The 18722-nt window shown below is 57.8% G+C and carries 18 protein-coding genes; 8 read left to right on the top strand and 10 right to left on the bottom strand.

All coding sequences use genetic code 11. The features are described from left to right. Positions 1-8: 8 nt before the first annotated feature. Positions 9-899 (bottom strand): alpha/beta fold hydrolase, encoded by an 891-nt coding sequence (locus ABRZ28_RS20480; protein WP_330521365.1) that lies wholly within the window; start codon positions 897-899, stop codon positions 9-11. A gap of 111 nt (positions 900-1010) precedes the next feature. On the opposite strand from ABRZ28_RS20480, the gene ABRZ28_RS20475 reads away from it, so the two are divergent. Continuing rightward, positions 1011-1922 (top strand): LysR family transcriptional regulator, encoded by a 912-nt coding sequence (locus tag ABRZ28_RS20475; RefSeq protein ID WP_319603338.1) that lies wholly within the window; start codon positions 1011-1013, stop codon positions 1920-1922. A 247-nt stretch (positions 1923-2169) separates the two neighbouring features. On the opposite strand, the gene ABRZ28_RS20470 is transcribed toward ABRZ28_RS20475, so the two are convergent. After that, the gene (locus tag ABRZ28_RS20470; protein ID WP_330521364.1) at positions 2170-3360 is read right to left on the bottom strand and encodes an MFS transporter; all 1191 of its coding nucleotides are present in this window, start codon (positions 3358-3360) and stop codon (positions 2170-2172) included. Positions 3361-3499: 139 nt separating this feature from the next. Here ABRZ28_RS20470 and ABRZ28_RS20465 point away from each other — a divergent pair, with 139 nt between their 5' ends. After that, entirely contained in the window at positions 3500-4387 is an 888-nt protein-coding gene (locus tag ABRZ28_RS20465; protein WP_330521363.1) for a LysR family transcriptional regulator, read from the top strand. Between the two features lie 45 nt (positions 4388-4432). Here the strand turns inward: ABRZ28_RS20465 and ABRZ28_RS20460 are convergent, their stop codons facing one another. The 3 genes from ABRZ28_RS20460 to ABRZ28_RS20450 form a co-directional block, all read right to left on the bottom strand. After that, positions 4433-5158 (bottom strand): SDR family oxidoreductase, encoded by a 726-nt coding sequence (locus ABRZ28_RS20460; protein ID WP_330521362.1) that lies wholly within the window; start codon positions 5156-5158, stop codon positions 4433-4435. Positions 5159-5220: 62 nt separating this feature from the next. After that, on the bottom strand, positions 5221-5559 hold the full coding sequence (locus ABRZ28_RS20455; protein ID WP_319603334.1) for a DoxX family protein: 339 nt from the start codon (positions 5557-5559) through the stop codon (positions 5221-5223). Beyond that, the gene (locus tag ABRZ28_RS20450) at positions 5552-6214 is read right to left on the bottom strand and encodes a TetR/AcrR family transcriptional regulator (RefSeq protein ID WP_330521361.1); all 663 of its coding nucleotides are present in this window, start codon (positions 6212-6214) and stop codon (positions 5552-5554) included. The genes ABRZ28_RS20455 and ABRZ28_RS20450 overlap by 8 nt, the downstream gene beginning before the upstream one ends. 340 nt (positions 6215-6554) lie before the next feature. On the opposite strand from ABRZ28_RS20450, the gene ABRZ28_RS20445 reads away from it, so the two are divergent. Continuing rightward, on the top strand, positions 6555-7814 hold the full coding sequence (locus ABRZ28_RS20445; RefSeq protein WP_330521360.1) for an OmpP1/FadL family transporter: 1260 nt from the start codon (positions 6555-6557) through the stop codon (positions 7812-7814). A 16-nt stretch (positions 7815-7830) separates the two neighbouring features. On the opposite strand, the gene ABRZ28_RS20440 is transcribed toward ABRZ28_RS20445, so the two are convergent. Further along, on the bottom strand, positions 7831-8592 hold the full coding sequence (locus ABRZ28_RS20440; protein ID WP_330521359.1) for an SDR family oxidoreductase: 762 nt from the start codon (positions 8590-8592) through the stop codon (positions 7831-7833). Between the two features lie 115 nt (positions 8593-8707). On the opposite strand from ABRZ28_RS20440, the gene ABRZ28_RS20435 reads away from it, so the two are divergent. Continuing rightward, entirely contained in the window at positions 8708-9289 is a 582-nt protein-coding gene (locus tag ABRZ28_RS20435) for a TetR/AcrR family transcriptional regulator (RefSeq protein WP_330521358.1), read from the top strand. Positions 9290-9299: 10 nt separating this feature from the next. Here ABRZ28_RS20435 and ABRZ28_RS20430 read toward each other — a convergent pair whose 3' ends face one another. From ABRZ28_RS20430 to ABRZ28_RS20420, 3 genes are all read right to left on the bottom strand, one after another. Further along, the gene (locus ABRZ28_RS20430) at positions 9300-9998 is read right to left on the bottom strand and encodes a DsbA family oxidoreductase (RefSeq protein WP_330521357.1); all 699 of its coding nucleotides are present in this window, start codon (positions 9996-9998) and stop codon (positions 9300-9302) included. Positions 9999-10000: 2 nt separating this feature from the next. Then, a complete protein-coding gene (locus tag ABRZ28_RS20425) occupies positions 10001-11110 on the bottom strand; it encodes an alkene reductase (RefSeq protein ID WP_330521356.1) in 1110 nt (369 codons plus the stop codon). Positions 11111-11232: 122 nt separating this feature from the next. Further along, the gene (locus ABRZ28_RS20420) at positions 11233-12150 is read right to left on the bottom strand and encodes an SDR family oxidoreductase (protein WP_330521355.1); all 918 of its coding nucleotides are present in this window, start codon (positions 12148-12150) and stop codon (positions 11233-11235) included. Between the two features lie 79 nt (positions 12151-12229). On the opposite strand from ABRZ28_RS20420, the gene ABRZ28_RS20415 reads away from it, so the two are divergent. Further along, positions 12230-12682 (top strand): winged helix-turn-helix transcriptional regulator, encoded by a 453-nt coding sequence (locus ABRZ28_RS20415; protein ID WP_319603326.1) that lies wholly within the window; start codon positions 12230-12232, stop codon positions 12680-12682. A gap of 67 nt (positions 12683-12749) precedes the next feature. Here ABRZ28_RS20415 and ABRZ28_RS20410 read toward each other — a convergent pair whose 3' ends face one another. Further along, positions 12750-13595: a YopJ family acetyltransferase gene (locus ABRZ28_RS20410; protein ID WP_319603325.1), complete on the bottom strand. Its 846-nt coding sequence runs from the start codon at positions 13593-13595 to the stop codon at positions 12750-12752. A gap of 811 nt (positions 13596-14406) precedes the next feature. Between ABRZ28_RS20410 and ABRZ28_RS20405 the strand changes: the two genes are divergently transcribed. The 3 genes from ABRZ28_RS20405 (at position 14407) to ABRZ28_RS20395 (ending at position 18714) form a co-directional block, all read left to right on the top strand. Beyond that, positions 14407-15321, top strand: a complete 915-nt coding sequence (locus tag ABRZ28_RS20405; protein ID WP_330521351.1) for a sugar phosphate isomerase/epimerase family protein — start codon at positions 14407-14409, stop codon at positions 15319-15321. A gap of 35 nt (positions 15322-15356) precedes the next feature. Further along, positions 15357-17738, top strand: coding sequence for a glycyl radical protein (locus ABRZ28_RS20400; protein ID WP_330521350.1), 2382 nt, complete (start codon positions 15357-15359; stop codon positions 17736-17738). A gap of 175 nt (positions 17739-17913) precedes the next feature. Further along, positions 17914-18714, top strand: a complete 801-nt coding sequence (locus tag ABRZ28_RS20395) for a glycyl-radical enzyme activating protein (protein WP_330521349.1) — start codon at positions 17914-17916, stop codon at positions 18712-18714. Positions 18715-18722: the final 8 nt, after the last annotated feature.

The raw sequence follows: 18722 nt of genomic DNA, 5'->3' as shown, positions 1-18722 counted from the left end.
GGCGCGCCTTACCCCGTCTGACAAAATTGCAGGATAGCCCGACCGACCTGCTGCGGCGCTTCCCGTTGCGGAAAATGGCCGATGCCTTCCAGCACCTGCCGCTGGTATCTGTCCTGAAAGAAATGCTCGCGGCCGCGCGAGCTATCGGGATGGTTGCAGGTATCGGCCGCGCCGTGCAGCACCAGGGTCGGCACCGACAGCACGGGCGCCGGATTCAGGCGGGCCTCGTCCTGATCGTAGGCCCGATCGCCGGCGACAAAACCCCAGCGGTGACGATACGAATGCAGCACGACCTCGGCCCAGTCATCGCCCTGAAACGCCTGCGCGGCCTCGTCGAAGTCGGCGTCCGTATACCAGCCCGCCGGCGCCCAGGTATCCCACATCTGGCGCGCAAAGGCTTCGCGTTCCTCCCGCACCACGCGCGCGCCGCGCGGCGTGGCCATCAGCCAGTGATACCAGTAGTTGCGCGCTTGCTGAAGACCGATCGTCTGATTCGGATCGTTGGTGCCGTAGCCGACGGACAACATCACCAGATGCGAAGCGACGCCGTCGCGCAGACCGCAGGCGTTGGCGGCGGCCCGCGCGCCCCAGTCATGACCCACCAGCAGCGGGCGCGTCAGCCCCAACGCGTCGATGAACTCCAGCAGGTCGCGGCCGAGCGCCGACAATTGTCCGCTGCGCGGCGTCGCCGCGTCCCTGAAGCGCGTGGGCGCGAATCCGCGCAGCGCGGGGGCCAGCACGCGGTAGCCCGCGTCGGCCAGTATCGGCGCCACCGTCTTCCAACTGGCCGGGCTATCCGGCCAGCCGTGCAGCAGCACTGCCGACCGTTCGCCGTGCGGGTTCAGTTCCAGATAGGCAATATCGAGCCGGGAGGTGGTGGCGATGTGTTGAGTTGGCATAGCGTCGTCTCCTGTGGGTTGCTCTGTCCCCTTGAGTCTGGCTGGATTATTCATCGCGATTGACGAATAATATCGTTTAATTAGTGATTTTTTACGTTGAATGGAGCCGCCATGGAAATCTTACCCGCCGCCGAAGGCCAGCCGCTGGATATAGCGCTGCTGCGCACCTTCCTTGAAGTGGTGAACAGCGGGAGTTTTGCCGCGGCGGCCGAACGGCTGGCGCTGACGCCTTCGGCGGTCAGCGGACATATCAAGCGCCTGGAACTGATGACGGGGTCGACTCTGCTGGCGCGCACCACCCGCCGTCTGGAACTGACCTTAGCCGGCGAAACCTTGTGTACCTACGGCCGCAATATCCTGGATCTGGAACGCGAGGCGAGGGCGAAACTGCGCGGCGCGCCGCTGCGTGGACGCTTGCGGGTCGGCGCATCGGAGGACTTTGCCGCCGCCTGGCTGCCCCTGGCGTTACAGCGCTTTCGCGTTAGTCACCCGCAGGCGGAAATTGAGCTTCAGGTCGGCATCACCGCCGATCTGTTGCGTCAGCAGGAACATGGCCGCATCGATCTGGTCTTCGGCAAACAGTGCAGCCGCGTGGACGGAGTGGGCGAACTGCTGTGGGAGGAACCGCTGGTCTGGGCCTACGCCGCCGACCAGACGCCGGAGAACGCGGCGGCGCTGCCGCTGGCGCTGTTTCCCGAGCCGTGCATCTACCGGGAGTCGGCCATCGCCGCGCTGGGCAAGGCGGAACGGGCATGGCGCATCGTGTTCGAGAGCGGCAGCATGGCGGGCTGTCTGTCGGCCGCCTTGTCGGGCTTTGCCGTCACCGTTATCGCCCGCAGCCAGCTACGTGAAGGTCTGCGGGAATTGGGGCCGGACGAACAATGGCCGGCGTTGCCCGCGGCGCGCTTCTATGCGTTTGCGCGCGAGGAAACGCCCGCCGTCGCCGCCCTGATCGACGCCGCCCGCCGTATCGGCCGGCAGCGCCAATTTGGTGGGAAACCCTACTTACAGCGCTCATTTTAGCTCGCCGGGAAATTATGAGTGCCACCTGCCACTCCGTGCATATGTCGAGCATATTCCTATACTGAACGCCTCTATGAGGTAAGCCATATGTTTATCTCATAGGACTGGTTTGGCGCGAGGAGTATAACCATGCGAATTGTATCGATATTTAAAAACGGGAATAACCGTGCTACCCGCGTGCCGGGGCTGACGTTGCAAGACTGGATAAAATAAGCCAATTGTTCGGTTTCTATATAAGATATTGACGTCAACGCTTGCCGGCCAACGCCCGATTCATGGCGAACACCGTACCCAGCAGAGCAGCCGCGAGAATGACGATGACAACCCACGCGAAGGACGCCGGGCCGGGCCGTTGCAGCAAGATGCCTCCGGCAACGCCGCCGGCGGCGACGGCCATATTCCAGCCCGTGACGTACATGGATTGCGCCACATCAACCGACTCGCCGGCGAAGCGGGACAGGGCCGTCTGGGTGAGGGTGGCGAAGCCGCCGAAGGCAAGGCCCCAGATCAGCACGGAGGGATAGACCATCTGCGGCAGACGACTCCAAACGCCAAGCAGCAAAGCCGCGCAGGCAAAGACGACAATGCTTGTCGCCGCGAGGGATCGCAGCCGCCGATCGACCGTCGCGCCAACGAACCACAGGCCGATAATCGCGCCCAGTCCGAAGACGAACAGCACGATATCCACCTGCGCCGACAGGCCCGAAAGGGCGAGGAAAGGCTCAATATAGATGTAGAAGATGTTGTGGGCGACGATAAAGGAAAACACCACAAACAGCACGGAACGAATGCCCGTCAGCAAAAAGATGCTGATGAGAGACCGGCGCTGTTCTTTGGCCTGACCGGGGAAATCCGGCACGATAGCGATTACCCATAGCATGAGCAGCAGCGCCAGCGCGCTCAACAGGCCGAAAGCGCCCTGCCAGCCGACGGCCCGCCCCAGCAGCGCCCCGAGCGGCACGCCCAGCACCAGTGCGATTGTCGCGCCGGCGCCGGAGATAGCGATGGCTCGTCCGCTGAGATGCGCCGGGGACATGCGCACCGCATAGCCGGCCAGCAGCGACCAGACGATGCCGCCGAACACGCCGGCAAAGAAGCGCGTGACCAGAGAGAGGGTATAGTTGCCGGAAATCGCGGTAATCAGATTGACCAGCGCAAACCCGAAGATCGCCGTCAACAGCAGCGGCCGCCGCCGCATGCCTTGCGTCAGTTTCGTCACGGGAATGGCTGCCGCCAGCGCGCCCGCCGCGTAGGCGGTGATGAACTGTCCCGCCAGACTTTCAGAGACATCCAGTCCTTGCGCGATGGAGGAGAGCATTCCCGCCGGCATAATTTCGGTCAGCAGCGTGAGAAAGGCCGCCATCGCCAGGGCAAGCAGTCCCGCCAGCGGCAGGCGTTCGCTGTTGTTGCGCAGATCCGCGCGCGTCGTTTCGTTCATTAATCGCATTTCTCCGGTTTGACGCTATCCAGCCTGTTGCTGAACGCTATTTCGTTATGCTGCCCATTCATGCACCGAAGAAAAATAGGCTACAGTGAATAACACTTATGACAAATATGTCAGCATTAAGGTGCTTTAGATGGACAGTATTGGCTCACTCCAGCTCTTCGTTCGGGTCGGCGACGCCCGCAGCTTCACCGCGGTTGGCCGGCAATTGGGCATCTCCGCGTCGGCGGTGAGCAAAGCCATTGCGCGGCTGGAAGAACGGTTGGGGGTGCGCCTGTTTCACCGTTCAACCCGCACCGTCAGCCTGACGTCGGAAGGCGCGCTGTTTCTGGAACGCTGTCGGCACATACTGAGCGAGGTGGAATCCGCCGAAGCCGAACTTTTGCAAACCAAAGAAAAGCCGCAGGGCAAGCTGCGCATCAGTCTGCCCTCGGTCGGTACGCTTTTTATGTCGCGGCTGGGGGAGTTCAAGCGGCGCTATCCCGATATTGAACTTGATATCGATTATTCAGATCGCCTGGTGGACGTTATCGAGGAAGGTTTTGATGCCGTCGTCCGCACCGGAACGCCCAGCGATTCCCGGCTTACCGCGCGTCGTCTGGGGGCTTGCCGCAAGCCGATCGTGGGGGCGCCCGCCTACTTCGACAAGGCGGGCATCCCGCTTACGCCGGAAGATTTGGCAAGCCATGCCTGCCTGATCTATCGCTTTCCCAGCACCGGCAAACTGGATGTCTGGCCCTTGCCGCGCCCGGACGGCATGCCCGCCATCGAACTGCCCGCCAGCATGGTGACCAATAGCCTTGACCCGCAGGTCTGTTTCGCGGAGCAGGGGCTGGGCATCGCCTGTGTGCCGGAAATCGCGGTGCGCTCGCAGCTGCGGCAGGGCAGCCTGATAACGGTATTGGACGACTACAACCGGCAGGAGATGGTTTTCCATGTGCTTTGGCCGTCGGGCCGTCATTTGTCGCCCAAGATTCGGGTATTCGTTGACTTTATCGCAGCGAAGCTTTTTCCGCTTTAGCGGTGCGGTATGCACCGCTAAAGCGCCGGTTTCCCGGCGACTTAATTACCATTCCAGCGCGCCTTCGTCATTGGCGAAGGAACCCGTCGGCCCGCTATCGTCCAGCAATGCAAACCTGATCGCCACTTGCGCCGCCATCTCAGGCGTTCTGTCGCCGTAATGATTGGTTGCGTCGGTCGCGGTCAAACCCGGACAGATCGCGTTTACCTTGATATTGCGATCGGCCAGCTGTCTGGCATAGCTGAGGGTCAGGGAATTCAGCGCCGCTTTGGATGCCTGATAGGTCGGCATGTAAACGTCGGCATAAATCCAGTCGGGCTGAGTGCGTTTGGTGAAAGAGGCCAGAATCGAAGAAACGTTGACGATGCGCGCCCGCTCAGACTTCTCCAGCAACGGGATCATCGCGTCCGTCAATGCGGCGGTGCCTACCACGTTGGTTTCGAAGGTGCGCGACAATTTCTCCCGGATGGGGGGCTCAGGGGAGAAATCCATACTGATGCCCGCGTTGTTGACAAGAATATCCAGACGGCCATATTTCTGCCGAATCAGCGCGGCCAGATTATCGATGGTCGTCTGATCGGTGGTGTCCAATTCGACGGCTTCTACCGATACATGCTGCGTAGCGATGCGCTCGGCAACCTCGCGTCCCGCCTGCAAGTTCCGTGCGCCCAACAGGACTTTGACTCCCTGTTGAGCCAGTCCCTGCGCTATTGCTTTGCCAATACCTCTGGTCGCGCCGCTAACGAGCGCAATCGGCTGACTATTACTCATGATATCTCCATCTGATAATTGTGTGGCAAACAGTTAGTACATGCTGATGATGCGTAGATCCGTCACTTCCTGTGAAGATAAACGGAGAGAAGCAATAAGATGAGAACGACGCACGGGGCGATCGCATGCGTGTATTCTCCGTGGTAAATCACGGTGGCGACGGCTGAAGACATGATGCCGATGGCGATTACGCTGCCTGCCAGCCGACTGGTTTTTCTTGCAATCAGAAAAGCCGCGATCAACTCGAAACAGCCCGTCACATAGTGAAACCAATGGGGATAGCCCCACCTGGCGTAATCATCCGCAATAGGTTGCGGCGCGATGATGTTGCCGATGCCGCCGACCACGAAAAACGCGACTAATGCATAAGCAAGCCACTGCTTTGCGCTAATCTTACTCATTGTCTATATCCTTACTTGTTGCAGCCAGAAAGAGCGTAATGCTCATGGCGATCGTATTATCGTCCTGTTCCTCGGTTGTTTCCTGTCCGCCGGTCAGCATCTGCATCTGTGTTTCCGCGGTCACCATATGAATGAACGCATATGACAGCGCAGAGGCGTTCAGGCTCTCCCTTAATTTGCCTTGATCCTGTTGGCGCTGAATCCATGTCTCAAGTATCGACTTGGCATTCTGATGACCGGCGAGCCAGATCGCGCGCGACAGATGCGGAAAGCGTTTACCTTCGGCAATCATGAGGCGGTGTAATTCGAGCGTGCGGGGCTGTTTAATAATATGAAGCAGTTCCTTGCCGAATTTCTCCAGGGTTGGCCTGATAGCGCTATCAGACAGCGCCAGCGACTCCAGCGGGGCGGCCAGCTTCTTGCATTCTTCCGTGATAACCGCGGTAAACAGTCCCTCTTTCCCGCCGAAATGCTCATAAATATTGCGTCGCGATCCGCCGGCCTGCTGGATGAGTCTGTCCATGGAAGCCGCTTCATATCCCTGTGCAAGAAAAAGTTCGGTTGCTGAATCGGTGAGGTTTTTGAGTCGTTCCGCGCCTTTGGGTCGAAGTGTTTTGCCTGGCGAACCAGGACGTGTTGTTTCAATATCCATCATAATCAAACAGAACCCTTACATCTGTTACGGTACGGTAACGTACCATACCATAATTTTTTTCAAGGTGTTCACTCCCGGCAAAAAAATAACAGGCGATGTAGTTGCGGATAGCATTCATTGCCCCTTTTGTATTATTTGGTTTTTTCGCTGATTACGGCAGCGGGCGGGGCGGCTATTTTTGGCGCAGGCGCCGTCGGCGGGGGTGAGCACTATTCGGGGTGATTATTCCTTTTCGCTATACAAATAGTATTCAATATTATTATTCAACATTATGCATTTGGTTTAATAGTTGACGCCAGAGAGCCGCCTGATCCGGCGATATCGTCAGGGAGAAATTAGAGTGAAATCTAAAATACGACTGGTTTCGCTGGCGGTGCTGAGCGGCGTCGTCAGCACTCAGGCCGGCGCGACCAATGGCTATTTCATGCACGGCTACGGCATCAAGGCTCAGGGACAGGCGGGGGTCAGCATCGCCCAGCCGCAGGATGCCCTGGCGGCGGCCAATAATCCGGCCGGCACGGTGTGGATCGGCGATCGTCTGGATATCGGGGCAACGTTGTTCGCGCCGGATCGCAGCGCTGAGATCGAAGGGAATGCGGCGGGCGCCAACGGCCGGTACGACGGCAGCGAGCGGAAGTATTTTCTGCTGCCGGAGGTCGGCTATAGCCGGCAACTGAACGATCGCCTGGGCGTCGGCGTCGCCGTGTACGGCAACGGCGGCATGAATACCGACTATAAAGAAAACCCCTACGCCGCCTTTGGCGGCAACGGCAGCGCGGGCGTCAATCTGAGCCAGCTGTTTATCACCCCGTCGCTGGCCTACAAGTTTACCGAACGGCAGTCTTTCGGCGTCGGTCTGAATTTCGTCTATCAGCGCTTCTCCGCCAAGGGATTGAACGCGTTTTCCGGTTTTTCCAGCGATTCCGGCAATTTCAACGATCGCGGCAACGACACCTCGACCGGCTGGGGGCTGCGTCTGGGTTGGCAGGGCCGGTTGACCGACGACCTGACGCTGGGTCTGACCTGGGCGTCGAAGATCAAGGCCGAAGAGTTCGACCGTTATGCCGGGCTGTTTGCCGACGGCGGCAGTTTCGATATTCCGGAAAACTACGGCGTGGGGCTGGCGTACAAGGTGACGCCGGCGCTGACGGTGTCCGCCGACGTGCAGGAGATCAAATACGGCAGCGTGCGCTCCATCGCCAATGCGTTCGATGTGCAGTCGGTATTCGCGGGCGATAATTTCGGCTCGAAGAACGGCCCCGGTTTCGGCTGGCAGGACGTGACGGTGTATAAATTGGCCGTCAGCTATGCGCTGAGTCCGCAACTGACGCTGCGCGGCGGCTTCAGCCATGCCGACCAGCCGGTGCAAAAGAGCCAGACCTTCCTCAATGTGCTTGCCCCGGGGGTGATTCGCAACCACCTGAGCGTCGGCCTGACGTGGGCGCCTTCGCCTGACGGGGAGTTGAGCCTGGCCTATACCCACGGCTTCAGGGAGACCGTCAACGGCAACGGCTCCATTCCGGCGGCCTTTGGCGGCGGCGAAGCCAACGTGAAGATGAGCCAGGATATTCTCGGCATCGCCTACGCCTGGAAGTTCTAGCTGCGGGCGATCGCCATCATTCCTTGTCCGGCGCTTTGACCGCGGAAAGCAGGTTCAGAACCTCGTCGTAGCTGCCGTTGGCTTCGGCGTCACGCAGGAATCTGGCTGATTCCACAATGACTTCTCGCGGTTCCGGATCGCGATACAGCAGATCCAGGGTTTCGGTAAGGAAATCGTCCAGCGGCATGGAGCGTTCGTTGTTCTGCTGACCGAACAGCGTGGTGCGCACGCCCGGCGGCGCGATCTCTATCACGCTGACCGTGGTGTCGGCAAGCTGAACGCGCAGACTTTCGCTGAACGAGTGCAGCGCCGCCTTGGTGGCGTTATAGGTGGGAACGGCCGGTAGCGGGACGAACGCCAGCGCGGAGGTGACGTTGAGGATCGCGGCGTCGTCTTTACTTACCAACTGCGGCAAAAAGGCATACGTCATACGGATGGCGCCGAGCAGGTTGATGGCGACGGTCTCTTCGGCGATTTTTAGATCGTCCGGATTGCGCAGGTCTTCCCCCAGCATGATACCGGCATTATTGACTAACACGTTCAGTTCAGGGTAGCGGGCCGCCGCCGTTTCGCGTGCGCGATTGACTGATGCGGGGTCGGTCACGTCAAGCTCGATCGCTGCAATGCCCGGATACGCGGCGACGATCTGGTCGAGCAGCTTTTTACGTCGCCCGGCGACGATAACTTTGTTGCCGGCCTGATGAAAGCGCAATGCCAGCCCAAGCCCGATGCCCGAGGTGCCGCCGGTGATGAGAATCGTGTTGCCTGTCGTTTTCATCGAATATTCCCTATAATTGCCTGTATAGTTAAAACGGACAGGTGTCCGTTTCCCATGAATCAGCATAGCGGACAGCTGTCCGCTTGACAAGATATCCTTTGCGGAGAGAAAAAACGTGTCGCAGCAGACGGATACACCGTTGCGTTCAGACGCATTACAGAATCGCCAACGCATCCTGGAGGTGGCGGTGGCCGAACTGACGCGTTCGGCGGACGTCCCCTTAAGCGCCATCGCTCGAAAGGCGGGGGTCGGGCAAGCGACGTTCTACCGTAATTTTCCCAACCGGGAAGCGCTGGTGATGGAAGTCTACCGTTATGAAATGGAGCAGGTCGCCGACTTCGCCGACCGCCTGCTTGAGAGCAATCCGCCGGACCGCGCCCTGCGGGCATGGATGGATCGTCTGGCCCGCTATGCCATGACCAAGGCCGGTCTGGCCGACGCCATCCGTCAGGTGGCGCACGCCCGCGACTGCCCGGGCACAGCGGGATATGCGCCAGTGGCCGCCGCGGCCCAGCGTTTGCTCGACGCCAACCAGGCAGCCGGCGCCATCCGACCGGGCGTGACCGTGGACGACTTCTTTCTGGCCATCGCCGGCATCTGGCAGATCGATGCCGGCGAGGACTGGCAACGTCGTCTCACCCGGCTGATGGATCTGGTGATGGACGGACTGCGCGCCGGCGCGCCGGGCAGCGATTAGTTTCCGCTTTTCAACGGCAGCCGTCGGGGCCGCAGACCGCGCCCGTCGATCCCTGCTCGCGCTGGGAAGGTTGAACCTGCCATGCCTGCTCCAGCGCGGCAAGAAACGTCGGGGCCGACTGCGCGCCGGAGATTGCCTGCCGACCATCGATCAGGAAGAACGGCACGCCGCCGCCGCCGCCGCCGCGGGCTTGTGCGGCGCGCAGGTCTTCATCGACGGCGGACGCATAGGCGTCTGCGTCAAGCACCGCCGCGCAGGCGTCCCGATCGAGGCCGATATCGGCCATCAACCGTAGCTGGGTCTGACGTTCGAACAACGCGGCGTTCTCGGTGAAACCGGCCCGATAGAACCGCTCGACGGCCTGATCCTGCAACCCTTTTTCCGCGGCGAACTTTACCAAACGATGGATATCGCGCGTATCGCCGACAAACGACGCGGCGAGGCGGTACTCCAGGTTTTCGCCGGCCGCTTCATTCTCCACGTGCGCCAGCATGGCGGCAACCCGCTCGGCGGAGCCAAGCCGCTGGATAAGCACGTTCTGCGCGCGTTGCGGCGCGAGGCCGGGCATCAGTCGAAACGCGCGCTGTACCACCTTGACGCGCTCGCGCTGAGGGAAATCGGCCAGCGCGCGCTCGAAGCGGCGTTTGCCGATCCAGCACCAGGGACAGATAAGATCCGACCAGATTTCCACGCTGATAGTCTGGGCCATCGTTATTCCTCCGTTTTCGCCAGCGTCGGATAGTCAATATAGCCGTTTTCGTCTTTTTCCGCGGCGTAGAACGTCGCATAGTCGGGCGTATTGAGCGGGGCGCGGCGGCGGAATCTTTCCGCCAGATCCGGGTTGGTCAGGAAAGGCACGCCGTAGGCCACCAGTTCGGCTTCTCCCGCCGCCAGCGCGTTCTCGCCGGATGCGGCATCGTAGCCGCCGTTGACGATCAGCGTGCCGTCAAAGGCTTTACGCAGGAGCGGAGTGATCCGTTCGGCGGAGGCCGGTGCCGCCGCCGGGCCGGCGATCGCTTCGCTGACGTGCAGATAGGCGATGCCCAGCGCGCTCAACCGGCCGGCGAGATAGCCGAAGGTCGCCGCCGGATTGCTGTCCGACATGGAGTGCAGCGGCAGGTTAGGCGTAATCTTGTAGCCCACGCGCTGCGCGCCGAACACCTCGACGGCGGCGGCGGCGACTTCCAGCGGGAAGCGGGCGCGGTTCTCGATGCTGCCGCCATAACGGTCGGTGCGGATATTCGAACCGTCGCGCAGGAACTGGTCGAGCAGATAGCCGGTCGCGCCATGGATCTCCACGCCGTCGAAACCGGCGTTTTTGGCGTTGACCGCCGCCTGGCGATACTGTTCGACAATGGCGGGGATCTCCTCGGTTTCCAGCGCCCGCGGCGTCACCATCGGCGTCTTGCCGTTGGGCGTAAAGACTTCGCCCTCGGCCAGCAGCGCGGAGGGCGCGACGGGAAGTTCGCCGTCGTGGAAATCGGGATGGGAGACGCGGCCCACATGCCATAGCTGGGCGAAGATCAGGCCGCCCGCATCGTGTACCGCGTCGGTTACGCGCCGCCAGCCGGCGACCTGTTCGGGGGAGTGAATGCCCGGCGTGCGGATATAGCCGACGCCCTGCGGGCTTATCTGCGTGGCTTCGGAGACGATCAGCCCGGCGGTGGCGCGCTGGGCGTAGTAGGTCGCCGCCAGCGGGTTGGGAACGTTATTCCGCACGGCGCGGCTGCGCGTCATCGGCGCCATGACCAGCCGGTTCTTAAGGGTCAGATCGCCGAGGCGATAAGGTGAAAACAGCGTGCTGAAATCGGATTTCGACATATGTAAAGCTCCCTTGAAAGGTTAAGAAAGAACGCAAACATCAGTGGAACGCGGCCGCGTCGGCGAAACCGACTTGGGCCGGACAAGCAAGCTGGCGGAATCGGCGCCCGTACCCGCCGTACTCAGGGATCAAGCGCGTCTCTGGCCGCCAGCAGGGCATCGCGGTTGTCGACCAGGAAGTCATACAGGCTGCGCGGCGGCTCGCCGGTCAGTCGTTGCACGGCATCGCCGACCACATCGACGCCTCCCTGGCGCGTATTGATATCGATCGCCGTCAGCAATTCGACCAGCCCCGCAGGCAATTTGGCCGCCGTCAGTCCATTACGCAAATCCGCGTCGCTGACGGCAATAAGCTCAACGCGGGTATCGAATACGCGGTTAACGATGTCGACGATTTCCGCCGGCGTCAGCGCCTGCGGCCCGGTGACCGCAAGGCGGCGGCTTTCCTGCGTCGAGGAAACCAGCGCCGCAGCGGCGGTTTTCGCCAGATCGTCGCGCCAGACGTGGGCGGTTCGCCCGTCGCCGGCGGCCGAGTACCACTGTCCGGCGGCCAGCACCGGCGGCAGCCACAGGAATACGCTGTCGGCATACCAACTGGGGCGCAGGATGGTGAACGGAATGCCGCTTTTCTCGATGGCCTGCTCGGTGCCGTAATGATCGGGCGCAAAAGGAATCGGCGATCCGGGCTCGGGATTCAGCATCGAGGTGTAGACGATGTGCCGCACCCCGGCTTTGAGCGCGGCATCCACCGCGGCCAGATGCTGGCGCAGGCGGCGGGACGGATCGTCCGGTGTATCCGGCGCCGACACGATAAGCAGGCGATCGACGCCGCTAAAGGCCGATTGCAGCGTGGCCGGATCGTCGAAGTCCGCCTTACGCGCTTCGGCGCCGCGTGCCGCCAGGTCGGCGAGGCCGTCGGGGTTGCGGGTCGCGGCGACGACGTTCGCTGCGCCGCCGTCCAGCAGGTATTCAACCACGCGGCGTCCCAGGCGGCCGCTTGCGCCGGTGACCAGCAGGGTAGGTGACGTCAATGAGGGCATTGGCTTTTCCTTTTTGAGGTGTATTATTAGGTCCAGGTCTACTTTAGAGACCTGATATGGGACTGTAAAGGAGGCAGGTTTGACAGACCAGGTAACAAAAAAGGAACCTAGTGCGGCGCAGCGCTCGAAGATAGCCGAGGCTTTTCAGGCGCTGGAGTCATGGGGCGAACATAAAGTGGAGTGTCCGGTGCGCGACGTGCTGGACCGCATCGGCGACAAGTGGAGCACGCTGCTGATCGTGGCGCTGGCCGCGGGGCCGCGGCGTTTCAACAATCTGCGGCGGCTGGTGCCCGATATTTCTAAGCGAATGCTGACCCAGACATTGCGCGATCTGGAACGGGACGGCTTGATTACCCGCCACGTTTTCGCCACCAAACCGCCGAGCGTCGAGTATCGCTTATCCGAGTTGGGACGCTCGCTGCTCGATCCGCTGGATGTATTGATCGCCTGGGCGGACGAACGCCATGAGGAGATCCGTCTGGCGCGGCAGCGGTTCGACGCGCTTGCGGCGCAGCCCGGCGGCGAAGTTTAGCTAAGTTGCCGCGGCGATGCCGCCGGCTTGAGCGATTTGCTTTTTGCCGCCGTCCCGTTTTGACGCATCATCGGCGCGCCAGCCACGCCAATGCATCTCTGGCAAACGCTATCCGCTGATCTTCGATGGCGGTGTTGTAAGTCACCTCTTCAGCGGTGCCGTCATTTTCATACGTCGTGCGGGTATTCAGGTTGCGGCGAAAGTCGTCGCTTAACGCATCGCGTATTGACGCAGGCAAGGCGTTAAAAACCCCGCGTGATGTCGTCAGCCGGTAAAAGTCCGCCGGCAGGACATGATCGAATTCCCGTTTGGCCAGACTGTCCGCATCATCGGCGTCATATTCATCATCTTCATCTATTCTTTGATAATTTTGTTGATGCACGCGTTCAATGGCGCGTTCATTATCCGCCATCGCTTTGGCATCGTGCAGCGCAAAAATTTTACAGCCGGACAGCGTTTTCTGCGCGCCGGTGTACAGTACCGTCAGCGCGGCATTATCACCGGTAAGGTGGCCGGCGATATCCGTATCGGTAAACGCTGAAAGCCGGGCATCCACCGCCACCAGCGAAATTTTCCCGTCTCTTTTCTCCGCTTCCAGCGCCACGCTATGGGGCGTTTCGTCAGGTTCATCATCGTTGGCGATATTCACGATCGTCCGCCAACGGGTGCCGTTTTCCATATGTCTTAGCGCATATTTCAACTCATGGCCGTTATTTTCAGAAATGTTGATCAAACCGATTTGCAAATGGTGTTTGTCGTTTTGCGCCCTGATCAAATAGCTCTGTAGCCGCATTTCCTCTTTTTTGACATCAGGCTGAATGGCGCTATTTCTGCTGCTTTCCAGTTTCTGCAAATAGTCGTTCATCTGGCCTTTTACCGCGCGAGGATTATAGCTTTCAGCGGTATTTGGCACTGCGGGATAAACCATTCTGGCAGCCCGCGAGGAAGACTCTCCGGCGCTTTCTGCATAAAAGGATGAATGTTGCGTATAAACGGAAGTTACTGAGGGGATTCGCATGGCGGTGACCTTTCATCTGGACATGGATCATCTGTGTGTATGGAACCGGCTTTTTGTTCCGCCGGTCGGGATTGACGCCAGCGTCGCTGCCTGACTCGTCTCTCGCTCTCAGGCGATCGCACCTGGTAACGGTCTCCGTTTCGTATCGCATCGATGACCAGCGCTTGGCGATATGGTTATTCACCGGTAGTTTTCCGCCGTTACTTCTTTACCTTCAAATTTAACAAATAATCTATTTTTAACTCATATCATTCACTTCGATATGATTATTCCTTTATTTTTAAAATAAAGTAAAAAATATTATCCGTGTCTCATTATTATGATGATGTCTGGTTTATTAATATATATACCGCTTGGTAACAAGCAGACGCTGAAATTAAACTTCATCTCCGTCAGAGATATAACGTCAGGTAAATAAACGCGTTATGAGTTCAATGAATATTTTGCGTCTGACGTTATATAAACCTGTAACGCGAATTGATTTGTTTAATTACATGAAGCGGTAATGAGAAATGATTTATGTCGTTATATAAACCAGTAATGAAAAGTTATTAATATCGTTATATGTACAAGTTACTGAAACATATTACCTGTATTTTACAGGCCGATTTTTTATTATCCGGAATCCGACCTGCAAAGTTAATGTGTCGCGGTATTGTTTAAACCTATTTTATAAAACGTCTAATTATAATTAAGAGAGGAAAAAATGATCACGCCTGAACGTCAAATCAAGCTCGGCATGCACACCTATACACTTCACCTCAGCGGTCTGGGCGAGAGCTGGGGATTTCAGGATGTCCATGCATTTGAGAAAACGATCAACTTGCTACAGTTGATGGATTTGGCTGTGGATTGGGGACTGGACGGGCTGCATATCACCAATGTGGATCTGGAGACGCTGGATGCCGCGCGTCTGGCGGAAGTAAAAGCCGCCGCCGAAGCGCACGGCCTTTATCTGGAGTACAACGTCTCTTTTAATGCGCCATGCGACCCTCGGGTCAACTCAACCGTTAAGGATGCGCTGATAAACGGTAAGGCCATGGGGGCCGACCTGGTCAAGTTCAGTCTGGATATTGAGCGCCCGCGCCCGCTGTACGGTTCCTGTTTTCACCCCGATGTCATGCGCCAACTGAGCGATCGCTACGACGAATTCAAAGCCAGCCTTCATCTGCTGGACGAGCTGGGATTGAGCCTTTCGATTGAAAATCATTGCGACGCTTACGCGGACGAAGTCATCTGGCTGGTCAGACAGTTGAATCATCCAAAGGTCGGGGCGTGTCTCGATACCATGAACTCAATGAATGTTCTTGAAGGGCCGGAGGCTTGCGTTGAGAAGATGGCGCCTTACGCAAACTGCTGCCATTTCTGCGATATCAAACTGGTTGTCGACCCGGACGGCATACACTCCATCGGCGCGCCTATCGGTCAGGGAGATATCGACTGCAAAAAAGTTTTGCGCACTTTGCGGGAAAAGGCTCCGTTGGATCGCATTACCTTTGAAGTTGAATATGAGATCGGCGACGACACGATTGAAGTGGCCCGGCAGAAAGAAATCGAAGCCTGTAAGCAAAGCATCGACTACCTGCGTAATACGCTGAAAGTAGGCGTGCGCAACAGATAATCGTCAAAAACGATCAGAAATAAATGGAGGTTTTTATGTCTGCGAAATATATGAATCGTATCGATGCTTTGAGAGAGCAATATTTGAATACGCGGGTGGATATGGATGTTTATAACGCCAAATATTTAACGGAAGCGTTTAAAGAGACTGAGGGACAGCCCTGGATTATCCAAAAGGCCACCGGTTTCCGGCATCAGTGCCGCAATAAAAATATCTATATTCTGGACAATGAACTGCTGGTAGGCGGTGCGGGATTTAAACCGCGTTGCGGCATTTTATGCGCGGACAGTTCCTGTTCCATTCTGGATCGTGAACTGGATACCATCAGTACGCGTAAATTCGATCCTTTCTTCCTGAGTGAAGAGGGCAAAAAGGTATTTAAAGAAGAAGTTTCCGATTACTGGAAGAATAAATGCATGCTGGACCGCTGGCGGGCCATGGCGCCGAAGGATATGGAGACGCTGCGCGACAACGGCATGATCTATATCGACCGCAAGGCGGTGCGCGGATACGGCGAAACGACGCCCGCCTGGGATTATCTGCTGTCCGTCGGCATCGCCGGCATCCGCAAAAAAGCGCAAGACGCTTTGGCGAAGCTGGATGACGCCCATGTCGGCGACCTGGAAAAAATGCATTTCCTGCAATCGGAACTGCTGGTTTGCGACGGCATCATTACGCTGGCCAACCGGCATGCGGATTTGGCGGAAGAAAAGGCGGCAAAATGCGCTGACCCCGTGCGTAAGGCCGAGTTGGAAAAGATCGCCGCCGTGTGCCGTCGTGTTCCCGAGCATCCCGCCACTTCCTACCATGAAGCCTTACAGAGCGTGCTGTTCTACGAATACGCCATCTACATGGAACAGAATGCCTCATCCTACAACCTCGGCCGCATCGATCAGTACCTGTATCCCTTCTATAAAGCTGATATCGAAAACGGCGTCATCACCAAAGATGAAGCGCAGGAACTGCTGGATTGCCTGTGGATCAAGATCGCCGAACTCAGTTTGTTCCAGGATGAGGTCACCGCCCAGTTCGCCGCCGGTTACTGCATTACGGTGCAGGTGACGGCGGGCGGCATCGATCGGTACGGCAACGACGCCGTCAACGATCTCTCCTATATGGTTATCCAGGCGACCATGGATGTCAGGCTCAAAGAGCCGAACATGACCGTGCGCTACAGTATGGCCAAAAACCCCGACGCCTTTTTGCAAAAGGCCTGCGAAGCCAACAAATTGGGGCTCACCATGCCGGCGATTTACCATGACGACGCCGGTATCCGCATGATGCTCAACAAAGGCGTGCCGCTGAGCGAAGCCTGGGACTGGAATCCCTGCGGCTGCGTCGAAACCAACCTGTCCGGCCGCATGAAGCAGTACACCGATATGGCCGACGTCAATATGGGCGGCATTATCGATATGGCGTTGAACGACGGCGTCAGCCGCAAGACGGGGCAAAGGGTATCCATTTCCACCGGCGATCCGCGCGACTTTAAAACCTTCGATGATTTCTTTGCCGCCGTCAAAACCCACATCCGCTATTTTGTCGACGTCATCGTGTCGGGCAATCAGTTGCTGGATTATCTGAGCATGAACTGTCGTCCGGTGCCTTGTCTGTCTCTCGGTTTTCCGGATTGCATCGAATCCGGCACCGACTACAGCATGGGGGGCGCAAAATACAATTGCGGCGGCGGGGTGATCACCGTTGGTCAGGCGGATATCATCAACTCCCTGGCCGCTGTCCGCCATCTGGTCTTTGACGAGAAAAAAGTCTCCATGGACAGTCTGTGCAAGGCGCTGGACGCAAACTTCGACGGTTATGAGCACATCCAGAAGCAGTGTCTGGAGGCGCCCAAATACGGCAACGATGACGAGCGCGCGGACTGGATCGTCGGCGAACTGTTTACCTATGTTGTTGATCAGTTTGAAAAATACAACACGAAATTCGGTAAAATGACCACCGGTATGCTGCCGGTTTCCGGCAACACGCCTATCGGCAAATGGGTCGGCGCGCTGCCTTCAGGCCGTAAAGCGTGGACGCCGTTGACCGATGGCATCGGCGCCACCGGCGGCACCGACATGAACGGCCCGACCGCTTTGCTCAAATCGGTCAGCCACATCCCGCATGCCCGCTATACCCAGGGTACCCAGCTCAATATGAAACTTGAGCCGTCCATCCTTGAGGGGCGGCAAGGCATCGCCCATATGATGAACCTGCTCAAGACGCTGTGCGCGCTGGATGTTTATCACGTGCAGTTCAACGTGGTGGATCGCAATGTGCTTATCGACGCGCAACAACATCCTGAGCGGCACAGAGGTCTGCTTATTCGCGTTGCCGGTTACACCGCGTTTTTCTCGGAGCTTGGCAAAGAGGTACAGGACGAAATCATCGGCCGTACTTCCATCTGCGAATGGGCGGCCTAGATTCTGCGACGTGGGGCAAAAGACAACCGCCTGTTTATTGAGTTGAGGCGGCGGCGAGCCATGACGACCGAATAAGCAAAAATTTATTTCTTTTGCTGCCGTAATTCAGGCGGGTGATGGCTCGTCGGTCAGTCGTTTTGACAAAATAATTGCTGATGGAAAGGTAAAAGCGACCATGTGCGAGCAGTACGACCCGAAGGCCGAAATGAAACAAAGCGAAACCCGCGGCATGGTGTTGCGGGTTGAACACGGTTCCGTTTATGACGGCGAAGGTTTTCGCACCGTTATTTTTTTAAAGGGATGCCCGCTGCGCTGTCTATGGTGCTCTACTCCTGAAAGTCAGTCTTTTGAAGTCGAGCGCGCCGAGGATAAAACCTATGGCGAGGTCATGACCGTCGAAGAAGTCATGAAAATAATCAGGAAGGATTCCTGCTGCTATTTTGTCTCGGGCGGGGGCGTAACATTATCCGGCGGTGAAATTTTGGCTCAGCCGAAATTTACCCTGGCCTTGTTAAAAGCAATCTGGAACGAATGCTTTGATGTGGCGATTGAAACCTCCTTCTTTGCGCCGTGGAAGGTTGTCAATTCCATTCTCCCCTATGTGAATACCGCGTTTGTGGATATTAAATTTTTCAACGCAGAGTTGCACGGTAAATATGCCGGCCGCGATAACAGACTCATCCTTGAAAATTTATTGAACACCAATGAGCTGGAAAAAGCGCCTCGGTTGATTATCCGAATTCCCGTTATTCCGGGAATTAATGATGCGCAGCAAGAGCTGGAAAGCATTGGGGCGTTTTGTTCAACGCTGCGCCATCTTCATCAGGTGCAGTTGCTTCCCTACCACCGTTTAGGCACCGAAACATATAAAAGACTGGGCCGGGAATACCCGCTAGCCGATGTCATGTCACCCTCCCCGGAGCAGATGTCGCGCTATCGAGCGATTCTCCGGAAATACATCGAACAGGTAATATAAATATCCAG

The sequence above is a fragment of the Brenneria sp. g21c3 genome, from assembly GCF_040240345.1.
Lineage (GTDB): Bacteria > Pseudomonadota > Gammaproteobacteria > Enterobacterales > Enterobacteriaceae > Brenneria.
The sequence above is the reverse complement of the archived record's forward strand: the minus strand, read 5'-3'. Positions and strand labels throughout refer to the sequence as shown.